This window comes from Geodermatophilus sp. SYSU D00965, from assembly GCF_054050075.1.
Genome location: NZ_JBJGYQ010000010.1, coordinates 101,376 through 117,956 on the forward strand (window position 1 = coordinate 101,376; position 16,581 = coordinate 117,956).

At 76.2% G+C, this 16,581-nt stretch carries 19 protein-coding genes; 10 read left to right on the top strand and 9 right to left on the bottom strand.

Annotation, left to right across the window (positions count from 1 at the left end; translation table 11 throughout):
* Nucleotides 1–67 precede the first annotated feature (67 nt).
* The 4 genes from ACI789_RS11525 (at nucleotide 68) to dxs (ending at nucleotide 4,497) form a co-directional block, all read left to right on the top strand.
* Nucleotides 68–1,357 (top strand): class I SAM-dependent RNA methyltransferase, encoded by a 1,290-nt coding sequence (locus tag ACI789_RS11525; protein WP_457009076.1) that lies wholly within the window; start codon nucleotides 68–70, stop codon nucleotides 1,355–1,357.
* Nucleotides 1,358–1,809: 452 nt separating this feature from the next.
* Entirely contained in the window at nucleotides 1,810–2,040 is a 231-nt protein-coding gene (locus ACI789_RS11530; protein ID WP_457009078.1) for a DUF4177 domain-containing protein, read from the top strand.
* A gap of 58 nt (nucleotides 2,041–2,098) precedes the next feature.
* A complete protein-coding gene (locus ACI789_RS11535; RefSeq protein ID WP_457009080.1) occupies nucleotides 2,099–2,467 on the top strand; it encodes a hypothetical protein in 369 nt (122 codons plus the stop codon).
* A gap of 116 nt (nucleotides 2,468–2,583) precedes the next feature.
* Entirely contained in the window at nucleotides 2,584–4,497 is a 1,914-nt protein-coding gene (gene dxs / locus ACI789_RS11540) for a 1-deoxy-D-xylulose-5-phosphate synthase (protein WP_457009082.1), read from the top strand.
* 153 nt (nucleotides 4,498–4,650) lie between these two features.
* On the opposite strand, the gene ACI789_RS11545 is transcribed toward dxs, so the two are convergent.
* Together ACI789_RS11545 and ACI789_RS11550 are read right to left on the bottom strand one after the other, a co-directional pair.
* On the bottom strand, nucleotides 4,651–5,868 hold the full coding sequence (locus tag ACI789_RS11545) for an HRDC domain-containing protein (RefSeq protein ID WP_457009084.1): 1,218 nt from the start codon (nucleotides 5,866–5,868) through the stop codon (nucleotides 4,651–4,653).
* 159 nt (nucleotides 5,869–6,027) lie between these two features.
* Nucleotides 6,028–6,660, bottom strand: a complete 633-nt coding sequence (locus ACI789_RS11550; RefSeq protein ID WP_456919171.1) for a DUF3000 domain-containing protein — start codon at nucleotides 6,658–6,660, stop codon at nucleotides 6,028–6,030.
* A 71-nt stretch (nucleotides 6,661–6,731) separates the two neighbouring features.
* Between ACI789_RS11550 and hemE the strand changes: the two genes are divergently transcribed.
* The 3 genes from hemE to hemQ all read left to right on the top strand — a co-directional run bounded on the left by hemE (nucleotide 6,732) and on the right by hemQ (nucleotide 9,965).
* A complete protein-coding gene (hemE, locus tag ACI789_RS11555) occupies nucleotides 6,732–7,787 on the top strand; it encodes a uroporphyrinogen decarboxylase (protein WP_457009086.1) in 1,056 nt (351 codons plus the stop codon).
* Complete coding sequence (hemG, locus tag ACI789_RS11560; protein ID WP_457009088.1) at nucleotides 7,784–9,181, top strand: protoporphyrinogen oxidase; 1,398 nt, start codon at nucleotides 7,784–7,786, stop codon at nucleotides 9,179–9,181. Before hemE ends, hemG begins: the two co-directional genes overlap by 4 nt.
* Nucleotides 9,182–9,248: 67 nt before the next feature.
* Nucleotides 9,249–9,965, top strand: a complete 717-nt coding sequence (gene hemQ / locus ACI789_RS11565) for a hydrogen peroxide-dependent heme synthase (protein WP_456919167.1) — start codon at nucleotides 9,249–9,251, stop codon at nucleotides 9,963–9,965.
* Nucleotides 9,966–10,013: 48 nt separating this feature from the next.
* Here hemQ and msrB read toward each other — a convergent pair whose 3' ends face one another.
* The 3 genes from msrB to ACI789_RS11580 are packed head-to-tail and all read right to left on the bottom strand — an operon-like array spanning nucleotide 10,014 to nucleotide 13,296.
* Nucleotides 10,014–10,430 (bottom strand): peptide-methionine (R)-S-oxide reductase MsrB, encoded by a 417-nt coding sequence (msrB, locus tag ACI789_RS11570; protein ID WP_457009090.1) that lies wholly within the window; start codon nucleotides 10,428–10,430, stop codon nucleotides 10,014–10,016.
* A gap of 32 nt (nucleotides 10,431–10,462) precedes the next feature.
* Nucleotides 10,463–11,158, bottom strand: coding sequence for a response regulator (locus ACI789_RS11575; protein WP_457009092.1), 696 nt, complete (start codon nucleotides 11,156–11,158; stop codon nucleotides 10,463–10,465).
* Nucleotides 11,155–13,296: a histidine kinase gene (locus ACI789_RS11580; protein WP_457009094.1), complete on the bottom strand. Its 2,142-nt coding sequence runs from the start codon at nucleotides 13,294–13,296 to the stop codon at nucleotides 11,155–11,157. Before ACI789_RS11580 ends, ACI789_RS11575 begins: the two co-directional genes overlap by 4 nt.
* A 176-nt stretch (nucleotides 13,297–13,472) precedes the next feature.
* Between ACI789_RS11580 and ACI789_RS11585 the strand changes: the two genes are divergently transcribed.
* A complete protein-coding gene (locus ACI789_RS11585) occupies nucleotides 13,473–14,123 on the top strand; it encodes a hypothetical protein (RefSeq protein WP_457009096.1) in 651 nt (216 codons plus the stop codon).
* 83 nt (nucleotides 14,124–14,206) lie between these two features.
* Entirely contained in the window at nucleotides 14,207–14,668 is a 462-nt protein-coding gene (locus ACI789_RS11590; RefSeq protein WP_457009098.1) for a hypothetical protein, read from the top strand.
* A gap of 65 nt (nucleotides 14,669–14,733) precedes the next feature.
* Here the strand turns inward: ACI789_RS11590 and ACI789_RS11595 are convergent, their stop codons facing one another.
* The gene (locus ACI789_RS11595; protein WP_012948038.1) at nucleotides 14,734–14,937 is read right to left on the bottom strand and encodes a cold-shock protein; all 204 of its coding nucleotides are present in this window, start codon (nucleotides 14,935–14,937) and stop codon (nucleotides 14,734–14,736) included.
* A gap of 250 nt (nucleotides 14,938–15,187) precedes the next feature.
* On the opposite strand from ACI789_RS11595, the gene ACI789_RS11600 reads away from it, so the two are divergent.
* The gene (locus ACI789_RS11600) at nucleotides 15,188–15,403 is read left to right on the top strand and encodes a hypothetical protein (RefSeq protein ID WP_457009100.1); all 216 of its coding nucleotides are present in this window, start codon (nucleotides 15,188–15,190) and stop codon (nucleotides 15,401–15,403) included.
* A 25-nt stretch (nucleotides 15,404–15,428) separates the two neighbouring features.
* Here the strand turns inward: ACI789_RS11600 and ACI789_RS11605 are convergent, their stop codons facing one another.
* The 3 genes from ACI789_RS11605 to ACI789_RS11615 all read right to left on the bottom strand — a co-directional run bounded on the left by ACI789_RS11605 (nucleotide 15,429) and on the right by ACI789_RS11615 (nucleotide 16,494).
* Nucleotides 15,429–15,830 carry a hypothetical protein gene (locus ACI789_RS11605; protein ID WP_457009102.1) on the bottom strand — a complete coding sequence of 134 codons (402 nt, stop codon included), beginning with the start codon at nucleotides 15,828–15,830 and terminating at the stop codon, nucleotides 15,429–15,431.
* 98 nt (nucleotides 15,831–15,928) lie between these two features.
* Nucleotides 15,929–16,201, bottom strand: coding sequence for a YciI family protein (locus tag ACI789_RS11610; protein WP_457009104.1), 273 nt, complete (start codon nucleotides 16,199–16,201; stop codon nucleotides 15,929–15,931).
* Between the two features lie 65 nt (nucleotides 16,202–16,266).
* Nucleotides 16,267–16,494, bottom strand: coding sequence for a hypothetical protein (locus ACI789_RS11615; protein ID WP_457009106.1), 228 nt, complete (start codon nucleotides 16,492–16,494; stop codon nucleotides 16,267–16,269).
* Nucleotides 16,495–16,581 lie beyond the last annotated feature (87 nt).

A 16,581-nucleotide genomic window follows, 5' to 3' on the forward strand; every position in this document is an offset into this window, starting at 1 on the left:
CGACGCGGCCGACCGGAGACAGCTGTGGCTGAGCGCCGTCCGTCGACGCGGCCGGCCGGGGACCGCTGTGGCTGACCGCCGCCGGCGCCCCGGACCTCGTCCGCCCCGGGTCGACCGGGGCGGCGGCTGGACCGGCTCGGAGTTCGAGGTCACCGTCGGTCCGGTCGCCCACGGCGGGCACTGCGTGGCCCGGCACGAGGGCCGGGTCGTCTTCGTGCGGCACACCCTGCCCGGCGAGCGGGTCGTCGTCCGGGTGACCGAGGACCGCCACCCCGGCTTCTGCCGGGCCGACGCGGTGCGGGTGCTGGCCGCCTCGCCGGGGCGGGTCGAGCGGCCCTGCCCCTACAGCGGACCCGGCCGGTGCGGCGGCTGCGACTGGCAGCACGTCACGCCGGCCGAGCAGCGCCGGCTCAAGGCGGCCGTGGTCCGCGAGCAGCTGGCCCGCCTGGCCGGGCTGCCCGACGTCGAGGTGGTCGTCGAGGAGCTGCCCGGCGGCCCGCTGCGCTGGCGGTCGCGCGCCCGGTTCGCCGTCGACCGGTCCGGCGCGCCCGGCCTGCGCCGGCACCGCTCGCACGACCTGGTGCTGCTCGAGGACTGCCCGATCACCGTCGAGGCGGCCGCGCACGCGGTGCTCGACCGGCGCTGGCCGGGCGCCGGGGCGGTGGACGTCGCGGTCGACGGGACCGGGGCGGTCACCACGACCCGGCTCGACCGCCAGGGCCGCGCCCGGTCCACGCGGGTGTCCCGGCCCGGCGAGGACGCGGCTGCCGAACCGGCCGGCCGCGCGGCGCGCACGGCGGCGGGGCGGGACTGGGAGGTCGAGGGGACCGGCTTCTGGCAGGTGCACCCGGCCGCGGCCGACGCGCTGGTCGCCGCGGTGGAGCAGTTCGCCGCCGTCGCACCGGGGGAGACGGTGCTGGACCTCTACGCCGGCGCAGGGCTCTTCGGCGGGGCGCTCGCGCCCGCCGTGGGGACCGGCGGCCGGGTGGTGTGCGTGGAGGCCGACGCGGGCGCCTGTGCCGCGGCCGAGGCCAACCTGACCGACCTGCCGCAGGCGGAGGTGTGGCAGGGCGAGGTGGACGCCGAGGGGCTGGCCGACCTGCTCGACGAGCTCGGCACCCCGCCGGACGTCGTCGTCCTCGACCCGCCCCGGGCCGGTGCGGGTCAGGCGGTGAGCCGGGTGCTGGCCGGCGGGGGCCCCCGGGCCGTGGTCTACGTCGCCTGCGACCCGGCGTCCCTGGCCCGGGACGTGGCGGCGTTCAGCGCGGCGGGGTACCGGCTCGCGGCGATCCGCGGCTTCGACGCCTTCCCGATGACCCACCACGTGGAGTGCGTCGCGCTGCTCACCCCGGCCTGAGCCGGCCGCGGCGTCAGAAGGCGCAGCCGCCGCCGGAGGCGATCGGGCGGCGGTCACCGGCAGGCCCGGCCCGGGGTCGACGACGACGGGGTGGACGCCGGTCAGCCGGCCCATGCAGTCGTCGGCGGACGACGAGCTGCCGTCCCGGCCGTCGACCCAGACGTCGAGCCACGTGGACGCCGACGACGGGAACCCGGTGTGGCAGGCGCCGTCCTGCGGGGAGGCATGGCGGTGCGACGACGGCATGGAGGCCCCCTCGCGGGTGGGTCCGGCAGCAGGCGGCGCCGAGGCTCGGGGACGGAGGGACGGACACTCAGTGGAGTCGGTCCAGCGCCGGCGTCACGTCAGCCTGACCAGGAGGGGTGACGGGAGGGTTCGGTCCAGTTTCCCTGAGTGACCGGTGTCGCGGTCGCCGTCCGGCCGCCCCGGGGCCTCGGCTACCGTGACGACCCGTGACCACCTGGGAGTACGCCTCGGTCATCACGGCGAACGAGGCCGAGTCCAAGCGAGCCGGGGTGAGCGTGAAGCTCCCCGGTGGCCAGCTCGAGCGGCAGGCCGGTGACACCAGTTCGGTGCTCAACCGGCTCGGTAGCGAGGGGTGGGAGCTGGTCAGCTACCACTCCAGCGGTGCCGGCACCTGGGGCTTCGAGCAGTTCTGGCTGAAGCGGCCGACCTCGGCCTAGCAGGTCCGGCCGGCGTTCCGCATCGAACGTCCGTTCGAACCGGTGGCACACTGGTGCGGTGGACGCGACGGTGCCGCCGGGCTGGCCGGACCCGGTGCGCCCACCCGGCGCCCCGGACTGGGAGCAGAGCGCCGTCGCGTGGCTGTTCGACCTCGTCCCGCCCGACTACCGGGCGCACGAGGTGCTGCGCCGCTACCCGGTGCTGCTCGCCCGCTTCGCGCGCGACCACGTCCACGCCGGGCTCGAGGCGGCGCGCGCGGGCTGGCGCACCGTCCGCGTGGACCTCGCCGACGACCTGCCGGCCGACGCGATGGAGGCGGCGATCGGCGCCTACGAGCGCGAGGGCGCCCGGCTGGCGGCCGCCGCCCGGGGGGTCGAGGTGGTCGCCGGGGCGCTGCGCGGGGAGCGGTGGGTGCCCCGTCTGTGAGCGGCGCATCCGCAGCCGGTGCTCGACCGGAAGAGGTGGGGAACCACGGCTACAGTTGATCGGCGGCCGTTGCCGAGCCGTGCACCTGCCGCCGATGGAGAGGACGCTTCCCCCTCGTGTCGCTCCTGCGATCGCTCCGCACCCCTGCCGACCTCAAGGCGCTCTCCCCGGAGCAACTGCCGGTCCTCGCCGCCGAGATCCGTGACGCCCTCGTCACCAGCGTCGCCCGCACCGGCGGCCACCTCGGGCCCAACCTCGGTGCCGTCGAGCTGACCATCGCCCTGCACCGCGTCTTCGACTCCCCGCGCGAGCCGATCGTCTTCGACACCGGTCACCAGAGCTACGTGCACAAGATGCTCACCGGCCGCGTCGAGGACTTCCAGCGGCTGCGCCAGCGCGACGGCCTGTCCGGCTACCCGAGCCGTGCCGAGAGCGAGCACGACTGGGTCGAGAACAGCCACGCCTCCACCTCGCTGTCCTACGCCGACGGGCTGGCCAAGGCCTTCGCCCTGCGCGGGGAGCGGCGGCCGGTGGTCGCGGTGATCGGTGACGGCGCGCTCACCGGCGGCATGGCCTGGGAGGCGCTGAACAACATCGCCGCGGCGAAGAACCGCCCGGTGGTGATCGTCGTCAACGACAACGGCCGCTCCTACTCGCCGACGATCGGGGGCGTCGCCGACGCGCTGGCCACCCTGCGGCTGCGGCCGGGCTACGAGCAGGCGCTGCTGCAGGTGCGCCAGGCGCTGCACCGCGCCCCGGTGCTCGGTTCGGCGCTGTACGACGCGCTGCACGCGATCAAGAAGGGGCTCAAGGACGTCCTCTCGCCCCAGGGCATGTTCGAGGACCTCGGCCTCAAGTACCTCGGTCCGGTCGACGGCCACGACGTCCGGGCGATGGAGTCCGCGCTGCGGCGGGCCCGCTCGTTCGGTGGGCCGGTCATCGTGCACGCCGTCACGACCAAGGGCTTCGGCTACCCGCCGGCCGAGACCGACCAGATCGACGCCTGGCACGCCACCGGCGTCTTCGACCCCGACAGCGGCGCCTGCGCCGCCGCGGCCCGCGACTGGACCGCCGCCTTCTCCGACGAGCTGGTCCGGATCGGCACGGAGCGCTCCGACGTCGTGGCGATCACCGCGGCGATGCTGCACCCGACCGGGCTGGCGCCCTTCGCCGAGCGGTTCCCCGAGCGGACCTACGACGTCGGCATCGCCGAGCAGCACGCGCTGACCTCCGCCGCGGGCCTGGCGATGGCCGGGATGCACCCGGTGGTCGCCGTCTACTCGACCTTCCTCAACCGCGCGTTCGACCAGCTGCTCATGGACGTCGCCCTGCACCGCCAGCCGGTGACCGTCGTCCTCGACCGGGCCGGGGTGACCGGCACGGACGGCGCCTCGCACAACGGCATGTGGGACATGTCGATCCTGTCGGTGGTCCCCGGGGTGCGGCTGGCCGCCCCGCGCGACGAGCCGACCCTGCGCGAGGCGCTGCGCGAGGCCGTCGCGGTGACCGACGGGCCGACCGTCGTCCGCTTCCCGAAGGGCGCGCCGCCGGTCGACATCCCGGCCCTGGAGCGGCGCGGCCCGGTCGACGTCCTCCGCCGGGGGGCGACGCCGGAGGTGCTGCTCGTCGCGGTCGGGTCGATGGTGCCGACCTGCCTGGCCGCGGCCGAGCGCGCGGCCGACCACGGCATCGACGTCACGGTCGTCGACCCGCGCTGGGTGCTGCCGGTCTCCGACGAGCTCGTGGAGCTGGCCGCCGGGCACCGGCTGGTCGTCACGGTCGAGGACGGCGGCCGCGCCGGCGGGGTCGGGTCCACGCTGACCCGGGCGCTGCAGGACCGGGGCTTCGACGTCCCGCTGCGGACGATGGGTCTGCCGCAGGAGTTCCTCGAGCACGGCAGCCGCGGTCAGGTGCTCGCCGACGCCGGGCTCACCGAGCAGGACGTCGCCCGGCGGATCACCGAGTGGACCGCCGTCCTGGCCGAGCGCACCGAGGGCCGCGTCGCCGCGGCGGTGGAGGAGACGCCGTGACCGGCACGGTCGTCGCCGCGACCCGGTAGGAGCGCCCGAGCCGGATTGCCGGGGTTCCTCGCGCGGTGCGGGCGCTGCAGCGCCGGCAGCGCGCGAGGAACGCACGCAACGGCGACCTCGCGGGCCGCCGGGCTACCTCGCGGGCCGCCGGGCTCAGGCGCGGGCGAGCGCGTCGGTGAGGAGGCCGCGGGTGAGCTCGATCTGCCACTCGCGCGCACCGCCGGCGCGCAGGGTCGCCGCGACCGTCTCGGCGTCCCGCGGCTCCGGCGGGGTCCACATCAGCCGGCGCACCAGGTCGGGGGAGAGCAGGTTCTCCACCGGCACCCGGTGCTTCTCCGACAGCTCGGCCAGGCCGGCGCGGGCCGCCTGCAGCCGGGTGGCCGCGGCGGGGTCGCGGTCGGCCCACCGGCTCACCGGCGGCGGGCCGTCGCCGGGCTTGCTGTGCTGCGGCAGCTCCGACTCCGGCAGCTCCCGGCCGCGGGCGAGCGCGCCGAACCAGATGCCCACGAGCTTGCGGTTGGCCCGCCCGCGGAAGACCGGCAGTTCCAGCAGGGCCGCTTCCGACCGCGGGTCGGCCTGGACGGCGGAGACCATCGCGGCGTCGGGCAGCACCCGCCCGGGGGCGACGTCGCGGCGCCGGGCCAGGTCGTCGCGGGCCTGCCACAGCGAGCGCAGCATGCCCAGCTGCCGGCGGTTGCGCAGCCCGTGGACGCCGGAGGTGCGCCGCCACGGGTCGAGCTTGGGCGCGGGCGGCCCGGCGGCGAGGATCGCCTCGAACTCCTGGCGGGCCCACTCGGTCTTGCCCTGCTCGTCCAGGATCTCGGCCAGCGCGTCGCGCAGGTCCACGAGCACCTCGACGTCCAGGGCGGCGTAGACGAGCCACTCCTCGGGCAGCGGCCGGGTGCTCCAGTCCGCGGCCGAGTGGCCCTTCTGCAGCGAGTACCCGAGCAGCGACTCCACGACGGCGCCCAGGCCCACCCGCGGCAGCCCGGCCAGCCGCGCGGCCAGCTCGGTGTCGAAGACCCGGGTGGGCACCAGGCCGAGCTCGGCCAGGCAGGGGAGGTCCTGGTTGGCCGCGTGCAGCACCCACTCCGTGTCGGCGATCGCCTCCTGGAGCACCGACAGGTCCGGCAGCGGCACCGGGTCGACCAGCCCGGTCCCCGCGCCGTCGCGGCGCAGCTGGACCAGGTAGGCGCGCTGCCCGTAGCGGTAGCCGGAGGCGCGCTCGGCGTCGACGGCGACCGGGCCGGTCCCGGCGCGCAGCGCCTCGGCGTACTCGACCAGCGCGGTGGAGGTCTCGATGACGGGGGGCAGCCCGTCGCGAGGGACGAGCAGCGGGGTCGCCGGGGGAGGGGTCGGTTCCTCGTCCACTGCCGGGATGGGCTCGGTGCTCAGCGCTCGTCCACCTTCTCGCCCGTGTCGTCGACCAGTGCGGTGCCGGCAGCACGCAGCCTGCGCGGAACGGGACCGCAGGAGGCCGGGGAGGGGCAGCCGGCGCGGGGGCGTCGCGCCCCCCGTCGGACACCGATGTTACGGAGTCCCGCTCCCGGCAGGACCGGAGGGACCCAGCAGCCGGACGCCGGGCGGCGGCAGACCGGCCGCGTTGCCGAGAACCTCCAGCCAGGCGGCGAGGTGTCGGTCGAGCGCGGTGTCCTCGGCCGTCCAGGAGGCGCGGATCTCCACGTCGACGGAGTGCTGCGGCCCGGCCAGCTCGCCGAACCGCGTCGACGCGGTGCGGGTGACCGTGCCCCCCACGGCGTGGTGCGCGGCGCCGGCCTCGGTGAGGGCCTCGGTGAGCCAGCTCCACGCCACCTCGGAGAACATCGCGTCGTCCACCATGTGCTCGTCGGTGGCCGCCGACAGGTAGCCGACGCAGCGCGTCGTCCCGGCCCAGGACTCGTGCCCCGCGGGGTCGTGCAGGACGATGAAGCGCGCGCTGGCGACCTCGACGTCCTCGTCGCCGTCGGGCTCGGTGACCAGCGCGCCGATGGCGTGGGCGAACGGCGCCAGCCGCTGCGGCGCGGGGATGTGCTCGAGCTGGATCTCCGGGCGGACCGTCACCCGCGTCAGGGCCTCCAGGGCAGCCCGGAACTCCTCCGGGGGTTCCTCGCCGGGCCGGTCCCCGGGGCCGCGCCCGGCGCCGGCCAGGCTCGATGGCTCCACGCTCGCAGACTAGGACCAGAACCGGGCCCGCGCCGCCGACGCGCCGCACCGTTCTGGGAGGATCGACGGTCGTGACCCCAGCTGGCGACGCCCGGACCCATCCCGCCGACTCGGACCTCGTCTCCGCCGCGCGCGGCCTGCCGGTGTCCCGGACGCCGGTGTGGTTCATGCGCCAGGCGGGCCGGTCGCTCCCGGAGTACCGGGCCCTGCGCGCCGACACCCGCATGCTCGACGCCTGCCAGCACCCGGACCTGATCACCGAGATCACCCTGCAGCCGGTGCGCCGGCACGGGGTGGACGCCGCGATCCTCTTCTCCGACATCGTGCTGCCGCTGGTCGTCGCCGGCGTCGACGTCGACATCAAGCCGGGGGTGGGCCCGGTCGTGGCCCACCCCGTGCGCACCGTCGCCGACGTCGACGCGCTGCCGCCGTTGGAGCCCGAGCGGCTGGAGTTCCTCGCCACCGCGGTGCGCGCACTGGTCGCCGAGCTCGGGCCGACCCCGCTCATCGGCTTCGCCGGGGCGCCGTTCACCCTGGCCACCTACCTGATCGAGGGCGGCCCGTCGAAGGAGCACGCCCGCACCAAGGCGTTCATGTACGCCGAGCCCGAGGCCTGGACTCGCCTGCTGGACCGGCTCGCGGTCTCGGCGGCGACGTTCCTCCGGGCCCAGGTCGACGCCGGCGCTTCGGCGGTGCAGCTGTTCGACTCGTGGGCCGGGGTGCTGTCGGCCGCGGACTACGCCGAGCGGGTCCTGCCGCACTCGCGGGCGGTCTTCGACGGCCTGGGCGACCGCGACGTGCCGCGCATCCACTTCGGCGTCGGCACCGGGGAGCTGCTGGCGCTCATCGGGGACGCCGGCGCCGACGTCGTGGGCGTCGACTGGCGGGTGCCGCTGGACGAGGCGGCCCGCCGGGTGGGGCCGCAGCGCTCCCTGCAGGGCAACCTCGACCCCGCCGTCCTGCTGGCCGACCCGGCGACCGTCGACCGGGAGGTGCGGCGGGTCGTCGAGCAGGGGCGGGCCGCCCGCGGGCACGTGTTCAACCTCGGCCACGGCGTCCTGCCCGAGACCGACCCGGGCGTGCTGACCCACGTCGTCGAGCTGGTCCACGAGCTGACCACGCGGTGACTCCGTCCCACCCCACCGTCCCGGCGAGGTCGCGCCGGCTGGTCGTCGTCGGCGCCGGCATCACCGGCCTGGCCGCCGCGTTCGAGTGGCGCCGCCGGCGTCCGGACGACGAGATCGTCGTGCTGGAGGCCGGCGACCGCATCGGCGGCAAGCTGGGCCGCGTCGAGCTGGCCGGGCACTGGTACGACACCGGCCCCGAGGCGATGCTCGCCCGCGTGCCGGAGGCGGTGCAGCTGGTGGAGCGCCTCGGGATGGCCGACCGGCTGGTGGCGCCGGCGACCACCCAGGCGGCCGTCGTCCTGCCCGACGGGCGGTACCCGCTGCCCGCCGGGACCGTCCTGGGCGTGCCCGCCTCGGCCGACGGGCTCGAGGGCGTGCTGACGCCGGACGGCGTGGCCCGGGTGGCCGCGGAGGCGCAGCTGCCGCCGCTGTCCCTGGACGGCGACGTCGCGGTCGGCGCGCTGCTGCGCGAGCGGCTCGGCGACGAGGTGGTCGACCGGCTGGTCGAGCCGCTGCTGGGCGGGGTGTACGCGGGCCGGGCCGACGAGCTCTCGCTGACCGCGACCATGCCGCAGCTGGCCGCGCACCTGCCGGGCGCCGGGTCGGTGCTGGCCGCCGCGGCCGCCGCCCGCGACGCGGGCGCGCGCAGCCGGTTCGACGCCGACGGGCCGGTGTTCGTGACCGTGTCCGACGGCATCGGCGGCTTGCCCGAGGCGCTCGTAACCGCCGCCCGGGCCGACGTCCGGCTCCGGACCCCGGCGCACGGCCTCACCCGGACCGCCACCGGCTTCGAGTTGTCGGTCGGCCCGGCCGCCGCCCCGCAGCGGCTGACCGCCGACGCCGTCCTCGTCACCGCCCCGGCGCCGAAGGCCGCGCGGCTGCTCGGCGAGGTCGCGCCCGCCGCGGTGGAGCCGCTGCAGGGCATCCCGTACGCGTCGATGGCCGTGGTGGCGATGGCCTTCCCGGCGCAGCAGGTCGCGGCCGGGTCGGGCCTGCTCGTGCCGCCGGTGACCGGGCGCCTGGTCAAGGGCGTCACCGTGTCGTCGGCGAAGTGGCCGCACCTCGCCGGGGACCACCTGCTGGTGCGCTCCTCGGTCGGCCGCTTCCGCGACGAGACGGAGCTGCAGCGCACCGACGAGGACCTCACCGCGGCCGTGGTGGCCGACGTCGCCGACCTGCTGGGGCTGTCCCGCCCCGAGCCGGTCGCCACCCGGCTGGTGCGCTGGGGCGGCGGGCTGCCGCAGTACCTCGTCGGTCACTCAGCCCGGGTGGACGCCGTCCGGGCCGCGGTGAGCGAGGTGCCCGGGCTGGCGATCGCGGGCGCGGCGTTCCGCGGCGTCGGGGTGCCCGCCTGCATCCGCGACGCGTACCACGCCCTCGACGCGCTCGCCTGAGCCGGGCGATCAGGGCCACACCACCCGCGCGACCGGCGGCCCGCGCCCGCGCGCGAGAATGGGACGCATGAGCGAGCAGACCGACGAGCGCAGCATCGGCAAGCGGGCCAACGAGCTCAATGCAACCATCCGCTACACGATGTGGTCGGTGTTCCGCCTGGCCCGCCCGCTGGGGGAGGAGCCGCGCACGGTCCTCTCCGACGAGGTGCAGGGCCTGGTCGACGAGCTGGCCGGCAAGGACGTCGTCGTCCGCGGCACCTACGACGTCAGCGGGCTGCGGGCCGACGCCGACCTCATGGTCTGGTGGCACGCGCCGTCGGCGGAGGCGCTGCAGGAGGCCTACACCCGGCTGCGCCGCACGGCGCTGGGCCGGCACCTGGAGCCGGTGTGGTCGCAGATGGCGCTGCACCGGCCGGCGGAGTTCAACCGCAGCCACATCCCGGCGTTCCTCGCCGACGAGCAGCCGCGCCGGTTCGTCTGCGTCTACCCGTTCGTGCGGTCCTACGAGTGGTACCTGCTGCCCGACGAGGAGCGGCGGGCGATGCTCGCCGAGCACGGGCAGATGGCTCGCGGCTTCCCGGACGTGCGGGCCAACACCGTCGCGTCGTTCGCGCTGGGCGACTACGAGTGGATGCTGGCCTTCGAGGCCGACGAGCTGCACCGCATCGTCGACCTCATGCGCGAGCTGCGGGCCTCGACGGCGCGGCGGCACGTCCGCGAGGAGGTGCCGTTCTACACCGGCGTCCGCAAGCCGGTCGCCGAGCTCGTCGCCGACCTGCCCTGACGGAAGTGGAGTGTGGGAGTGCAGTTTTCCTGCACTCCCACACTCCGCTCAGGCCTCGACCAGCCGGATGCTCACCGAGTTGATGCAGTAGCGGTCGCCGGTGGGGGTCTGCGGCGCGTCCTCGAAGACGTGGCCCAGGTGGCTGTGGCAGGAGCCGCAGAGCACCTCGGTGCGGACCATCCCGTGGCTGCGGTCCTCGCGGAGGACCACGTTGTCGGCGGCCGTCGGCTCGTAGAACGACGGCCAGCCGCAGTGCGAGTCGAACTTCGTCTCGGAGCGGAACAGCTCCGCGCCGCACGCCCGGCAGGTGTAGACGCCCTGGGTCTTGGTGTCGACGTACTCACCGCTCCAGGGCCGCTCGGTGCCGGCCTGGCGGAGCACCCAGTACTCCTCCGGGGACAGCTGCGCCCGCCACTCCTCGTCGCTCCTGGTGACCTTCGGCTGGTTCTCCGCGGACGTCGTCATGCGCTCCACGGTACGACCCGGGAACCTGCCGGTCAGCGGCCCAGCCCGGCCTCCCGCGCCCGCACGATCGCCTGCGCCCGGTCGGTGACCTGCAGCTTGGTCAGCACGTTGGAGACGTTGTTGCGCACCGTCTTCGGCGACAGGTACAGCGCGGCGGCGATCTGCGCGTTCGACCGGCCGGCGGCCACCAGGTCGAGCACCTCGCGCTCGCGGGCGGTGAGCTGCGGGAACGCCGTCTCCGGCCCGCTCGGCCCGGCGGCGAAGAACTCGGCGATCCGGCGGGCCAGCGCCGCGCCGAAGACCGCGCCGCCGCCGGCCACCGTGGTGATCGCGCGGACCACCTCCTCCTGGTCGGCGCCCTTGAGCAGGTAGCCGCGGGCCCCGGCGCGGACGGCGGCGAACACGGTGCCGTCGTCCTCGCTCATGGTCAGCACCACGACCCCCACGGACGGCGACTCGGCGGTGATCCGCCGGGTGGCCTCGATCCCGTCCAGGACCGGCATCTGCACGTCCATCACCACGACGTCGGGCTGCTCCTCGCGGGCCAGCACGACCGCCGCCGCGCCGTCGGCGGCGGTGCCCACGACGGTCAGCCCGGGCACCGAGCCGAGCAGGACCGCCAGCCCGTCGCGGTAGACCGGGTGGTCGTCCACCACCGCGATCCGCAGCGGTTCCTCCGGCTCGGTCACCATGCCCTCCCGTTCGCTCCCGTGGGCCGCTCCGCTCACGCCGACCCCCTCCCGTCCGCGGGCAGCACCGCCCGCACCACCGTGCCGCCCTCGGGTGGGCAGCTCACCGAGCAGCGGCCGCCCAGTTCCGCCGCGCGCTCGCGCAGCGACACCAGCCCCACCCCGGCGGGCGCGGCCGGGTCGATGCCCACGCCGTCGTCGGCCACGTCGACCACCAGTGCGCCGTCGTCGTCGCAGGCCAGCGACACCCGCACCCGGGTCGCCGCGGCGTGCTTGGCGACGTTGGCCAGCGCCTCCGACGCGATCCGGTAGGCGGCCACCTCGACCGCCGCGGGCAGCGGGGCGAGCTCCTCGGCCGCCACGGTCACCTCGACCCGCGGGACGAGCAGCCGCTCGGCCTGCTGGCGCACCGCACCGGCCAGGCCCAGGTCGTCCAGCGCCGGTGGGCGCAGGTCGTGCACCAGCCGTCGGACGTCGGCGAGTGCAGCGGAGACGTCGTCCCGGGCCTGGCGGAGCAGCCGGTCGGCGTCCTCGGGGCGGGACGCGGCCAGGTTGCGCGCGGTGTCGATGCGCAGGACGACCGCGCCGAGGGAGGGCCCCAGCCCGTCGTGCAGGTCCCGGCGCAGCCGGCGGCGCTCCTCCTCGCGCGCGGCGACCAGCTGCTCGCGGCTGGCCTGCAGCTCGGCGGCCAGGGCGCTGGCCCGCGCCGCCGCGGCGGCCTGCCGGACGACGTCGGCGAGCAGCCGCTCGTCCCGGGTGACCAGCTGCGCGCGGACGCCGTCCCGCGGGAGCAGGAGCCGGCCGACCTCCTCGCCGCGGTAGGCGATCGGCAGGGACTGCACGCCGGCCGGGCGGCGGCCGGACTCGGCGAGCAGCTGCTGGCCGCCGGGCTGGTCGACCTCGACCCCCACGTACGGCGAGCGGAAGGCCTCCGCGATCCCGGCGGCGACCGCCATGAGCTGCTCCTCGGCGCCGTCGGTGCGCTCGAGCCGCTCGGCCAGGCCGGAGACGACGCGGTAGGGGTCCTCCCGCTCGCCGAGCACCCACCGGCGCACCAGCCGCCAGGCCTGGGCGCGCAGCGGCACGTAGAGCCCGGTGACCACGAGCAGCGCCAGCAGCGTGGCGTCGCGGTCGCCCAGCCGGTCGCCGAGCAGGGCGCCGGCCCCGGCGATCACCGCGAGGTCGAGCAGGACGACGGCGACGGCGAGCCCGCCGTAGACCAGGGTGCCGCCGAGCAGCCGGTCGATGTCGACCGCCTGCGGGCGCAGGATGCCGACCGCGATCGCCGCGCCGGTGAGCGTGACGGCGATCGACAGCGCGAACGACGCCTCGTCCCCCGGGAAGACCAGGGCGGCGACCATGACCAGCAGGTCGACGACGGCCGCCCACAGCAGCCACCGCATCCGGCGGCGGCCCTCGCCGGTGGACCGCCGGTACCGGGCGACGACGACGGCGACGGGCACGACCACGCCCAGGACGGCGGCGGGGAAGGCCAGTCGCAGCAGCGGCAGGACGATCGGCTCCGGCAGCGGCAGGCTGGTCGGGTCCAGGTCGAGCGAGCGGTAGATCGCGGGCGTCTCGGAGCCGGCGCGGGCATCGGCGATCTCCGACGGCACCACCAGGAGCAGCGTCGGGAGCAGCGCGGTGGAGGCCAGGCTCAGGATCGCGACGGGGCGCCACCGCCCGGTCGGCATCCGCCCGTCGGGGTAGAGCAGGAGCAGCAGGGGCAGCCCGAGCAGCAGCCAGGCGCCGAAGCGGTTGACGATCCAGAAGGCGGCCGTCCCGCCGGGCAGGGGCGGGTCGGACTGCAGGACGTGGGTCAGCCAGGACTGCGCGATCCCGTCGAGCGCCCACAGCAGGCCCGTCCCGCCGACCACCCAGGACACGGCGTTCCGCGGAGCGCGGCGCAGCAGCAGGGCGGCCGGCACGGCGAGCCCGATCCCGGGCAGCCCGATGACCCAGCCGGGCGTGGCGTGGGCCGCCTCGCGGGCGGCGGCCGGGGTGAGGACGTCGAGCACGGTGGCGCCCAGCGCGAACGCCCCGGTGACGGCGACGAGCAGCCAGCCGACCAGCCGCAGCCCTGCTGTCGGGCGCTCGCCGGGACGCTCCGGTCGCGGCGCGGGAGGGGGCTCCGGCGCCGTGGGGATCGACCCGGCGACCGGGGCTCCTGCCTGCACGGGGGCGATCCTCGCCGACCGCCGTCCCGCGCGTCACGAGGCAGGTGTCCCGTGTCGCCCGGGACGGCGACGGGGACCGGATCGAGGGCGGCGCGCCCTGGCTGCCCGGGACGCCGCCCCGAGACGGTTCTCCCAGTCGGTGCACAGGGCACCGCCACCACGACCAGGGAGACGAGATGTCCCTCAGCACCACCCCCGCCAGCGCCCGCACCGACCTGGCTGCGGCCTCCTCGACGCCGTCCGGCACCCGGCCGGCCGCCACCACCCGGTTCGCCCGCGCCACCGGCGTCGCGGTGGCCACCGGCTCCGCGGCGTGGGCGGCCGGGCTGCTCGTCTTCGGCCCGAACCCGGACCCGGGCTGGGGGGACACGGTCTACAACCTGACGTCGCTGCTGTTCCAGCTCGGCCTGGTCGCGCTCGTGACCCTCCAGCTGCGCACCGGGGCGACGGGTACCGGCCGGCTGGCGCGCTTCTTCCTGCACGTCGAGCACGTGCTCCTCGCCCTGGCGATCGTCTCCACGCTGACCTGGATCTTCCTGCGGCAGTACGACGGGGCCACCTGGTTCCTGCTGCTGGACGCCTTCTGGCCGCTGTCGATGCTCGGCATGGCCGCCATCGGCGTCCGGATCGCGATCGCCGGCCGGTGGCGGGGCGCCGCGCGCTTCTGGCCGCTGGTGGCCGAGAGCTGGGCTCCGGTCGTCGTCCCGCTCAACGCCATCGTGCCCGCGGCCGCCGGTCTCGCCGGGGCGGCGCACCTGATGGTCGGTTACGTCGCCCTCGGCCTGATCCTGGCCCGCCGGCCGGAGCTGACCGGCGCCCGCGACTGAACGAGGACCGCCGGGCTCCAGCGCCCCGCCACCCCGTGACCCCGGGTGGCGGGGCGCCTCCGCGTGCGGCGGAGACTGGGGCGGTGACCTCGACCGACGCCCCGCTGCCCGACGTCTGGTTCACCCGCGACCTGCCCGTGCTGCGGGCCATCGCCCGGCTGGTCGACGAGCCGAAGCACGGCGGCAACCCCTACCTCGGGCAGGTCGTGCCGGCGAGTGGACTGCCCAAGCCCGAGGTGGCCGCGGCGGCCCGGGCGCTGGTGTCGGCGGGCTACGTCGAGGCGCTGACCACCTACGCCGGCGAGATCGTGCGGTTCACCGGGATCTCGCCGGAGGCGCGCCGGCTGGCGGGGCTGTGGCCGACCCCGCAGGGGGAGTGGGACCGGCTGCTGGAGCAGCTCACGGTGCGGGCGCAGAACGCGCCGACCGACGTCGAGCGCGGCCGCTGGCGGGCCCTCGCCGACGCCGCGGCCGCGATCGGTCCGCACGACGGGGCGCTGCTCATGTCGGCGCTCATCGGGGGCTACGTGCCGCGGGCCCGGTGACCGGATGAAACGACAGCGCCCCCGCCCGGCGGACCGGGCGGGGGCGCTGTGCGCTGATCAGGCGATCAGAGCGGGTTGACGTTCGCAGCCTGCGGGCCCTTCTGGCCCTGCTCGATGTCGAACGAGATCCGCTGGCCTTCGTCGAGCGAGCGGTACCCGCTGGTCTGGATGGCCGAGTAGTGGACGAACACATCCGGTCCGCCACCGTCAGGGGTGGCGAAGCCGAACCCCTTCTCCGCGTTGAACCACTTGACAGTTCCTTCGGGCATTGCTCGCTCCTAGCTGAGGTGGTGCATCGGGGTCCTGCCATAGCGCAGGGCCTTCCCGACGGGGACGACCATAGCCGTCGATCACCGCCTGCGGGGCAGTGGGCGCGATGCGGACGGGCCCGGGCGGGTCGCCGTCCCCCGGTCTTGCGGATCTCGTGCGCTTTCCCGGTCATGGACGTGCGGTTGGGACCGGAGAGTCCTCGGTGCCGGGAACGACCCGGCGGACGACCACGAGGAACGGACTCCCGCCATGACCGCCGCGCTGCTCACCACCGCCCCCTTCGCCCTGCGCGACGTCGAGGACCTCGCCGAGGCCGACCTGGACGCCCACCTGGCCGAGCGGCTGGACGAGGCGGGCCGGGTGCCGGGCGCCCCGGCCGAGGCCCGGGCGCTGGCCGCGACGATCGGTGCGGCCGCGCTCGCCGCCCACGCCCTCGGCGCCCGGGCGCGCGACCTGCTGGGCTGACCGGCACCACCGAGCAGGGCCGGCGTCAGAGCAGCCGGCCGGGCTCCTCGGGGAAGGGCCGGCCGGACGACGGCGCAGGGGAGTAGTCCGGGCTCGGCAGGCCGGGCGACGGCCCGCGGCCCGCCGGCAGCGCCAGGGGCTCGGCCCGCCACGAGGAGACCTCGATCGGCGGCTGCTCGGCCCAGTACGCCTCGGCGGTCTGGAGCCGCTCCGCGCGCCACTCCTGGACGGCGCGCCGCCAGCGACGGCCACCGACGTCCAACCCGACGAGCACGGCGATGCCCACCGCCACGGTCAGGCAGGCGTTGGTCACCGCGGTGGCGACGTCCAGCGGGGTCAGCTGCGGCCACCCGATGCTCTCGAGCTGGTGCCCGACGATCTCGACGACGACGTAGAGCACGCCGTACACGAGGAACGACACCCGCACCGCACACACCTCCGTCCCGGACCCGACCCCCTCTCAACGGCAGGTCCGGTTCCCGGGCGTCGGCTGGACGCCCCGCGGTCACCCTCCCGGGTGAGTGCTCAGGGCTGCAGGACCTCGTTCCACGGGCGCACCGACCAGGTGGCGACCACCCCGTGCCGCACGAACGGGTCGCCGGCGACGAACTCCTCGGCCGCCTCGCGGGTGGTGAAGACGCCCATCGCGTCGCCGTTCATCGGCTCGTCGAAGGTGCCGACCATGAGCAGCAGCCCCCGGTCGCGGAACTCGTGCAGCCGGGCCACGTGGTCCGGGCCGTGCTGCCGGGCCAGGGGCAGGAAGTCCTCGACGGCGCGGTAGGTCATCACGTACTTCACGGCCGGCATCCTGGCCTGTCCCGCCGACATCCGGACCGCTCCACGGCGTGCCCTCGACGCCGCGGTCAGCGGCGCGGCAGCGCGGTCAGGACGGTGCTCCTCTCGGCCTGGCCGGCCGGGTGGGCGTCCCGCCCCGCGTACTGCCGCACCGTCCGCCAGTGGCCCGGCGCCCAGGCGCGCACCATCAGCCCCTCGCCGGAGAAGGCGACCAGTGCTCCGCCATCGGTGGCGAGGACGTCGGCCTCGATCCTCTCGTCCTGTTCCCCCGTGAGCTCCACCGTCCAGATCGGCATGCCGACGTTCTCCCGTCTCGAGCCACCGCTTCTCAGCGCTCGCTGCCAGGCAAGCGCCGACGGGAGGACCCGGCAAACGCGGACGGG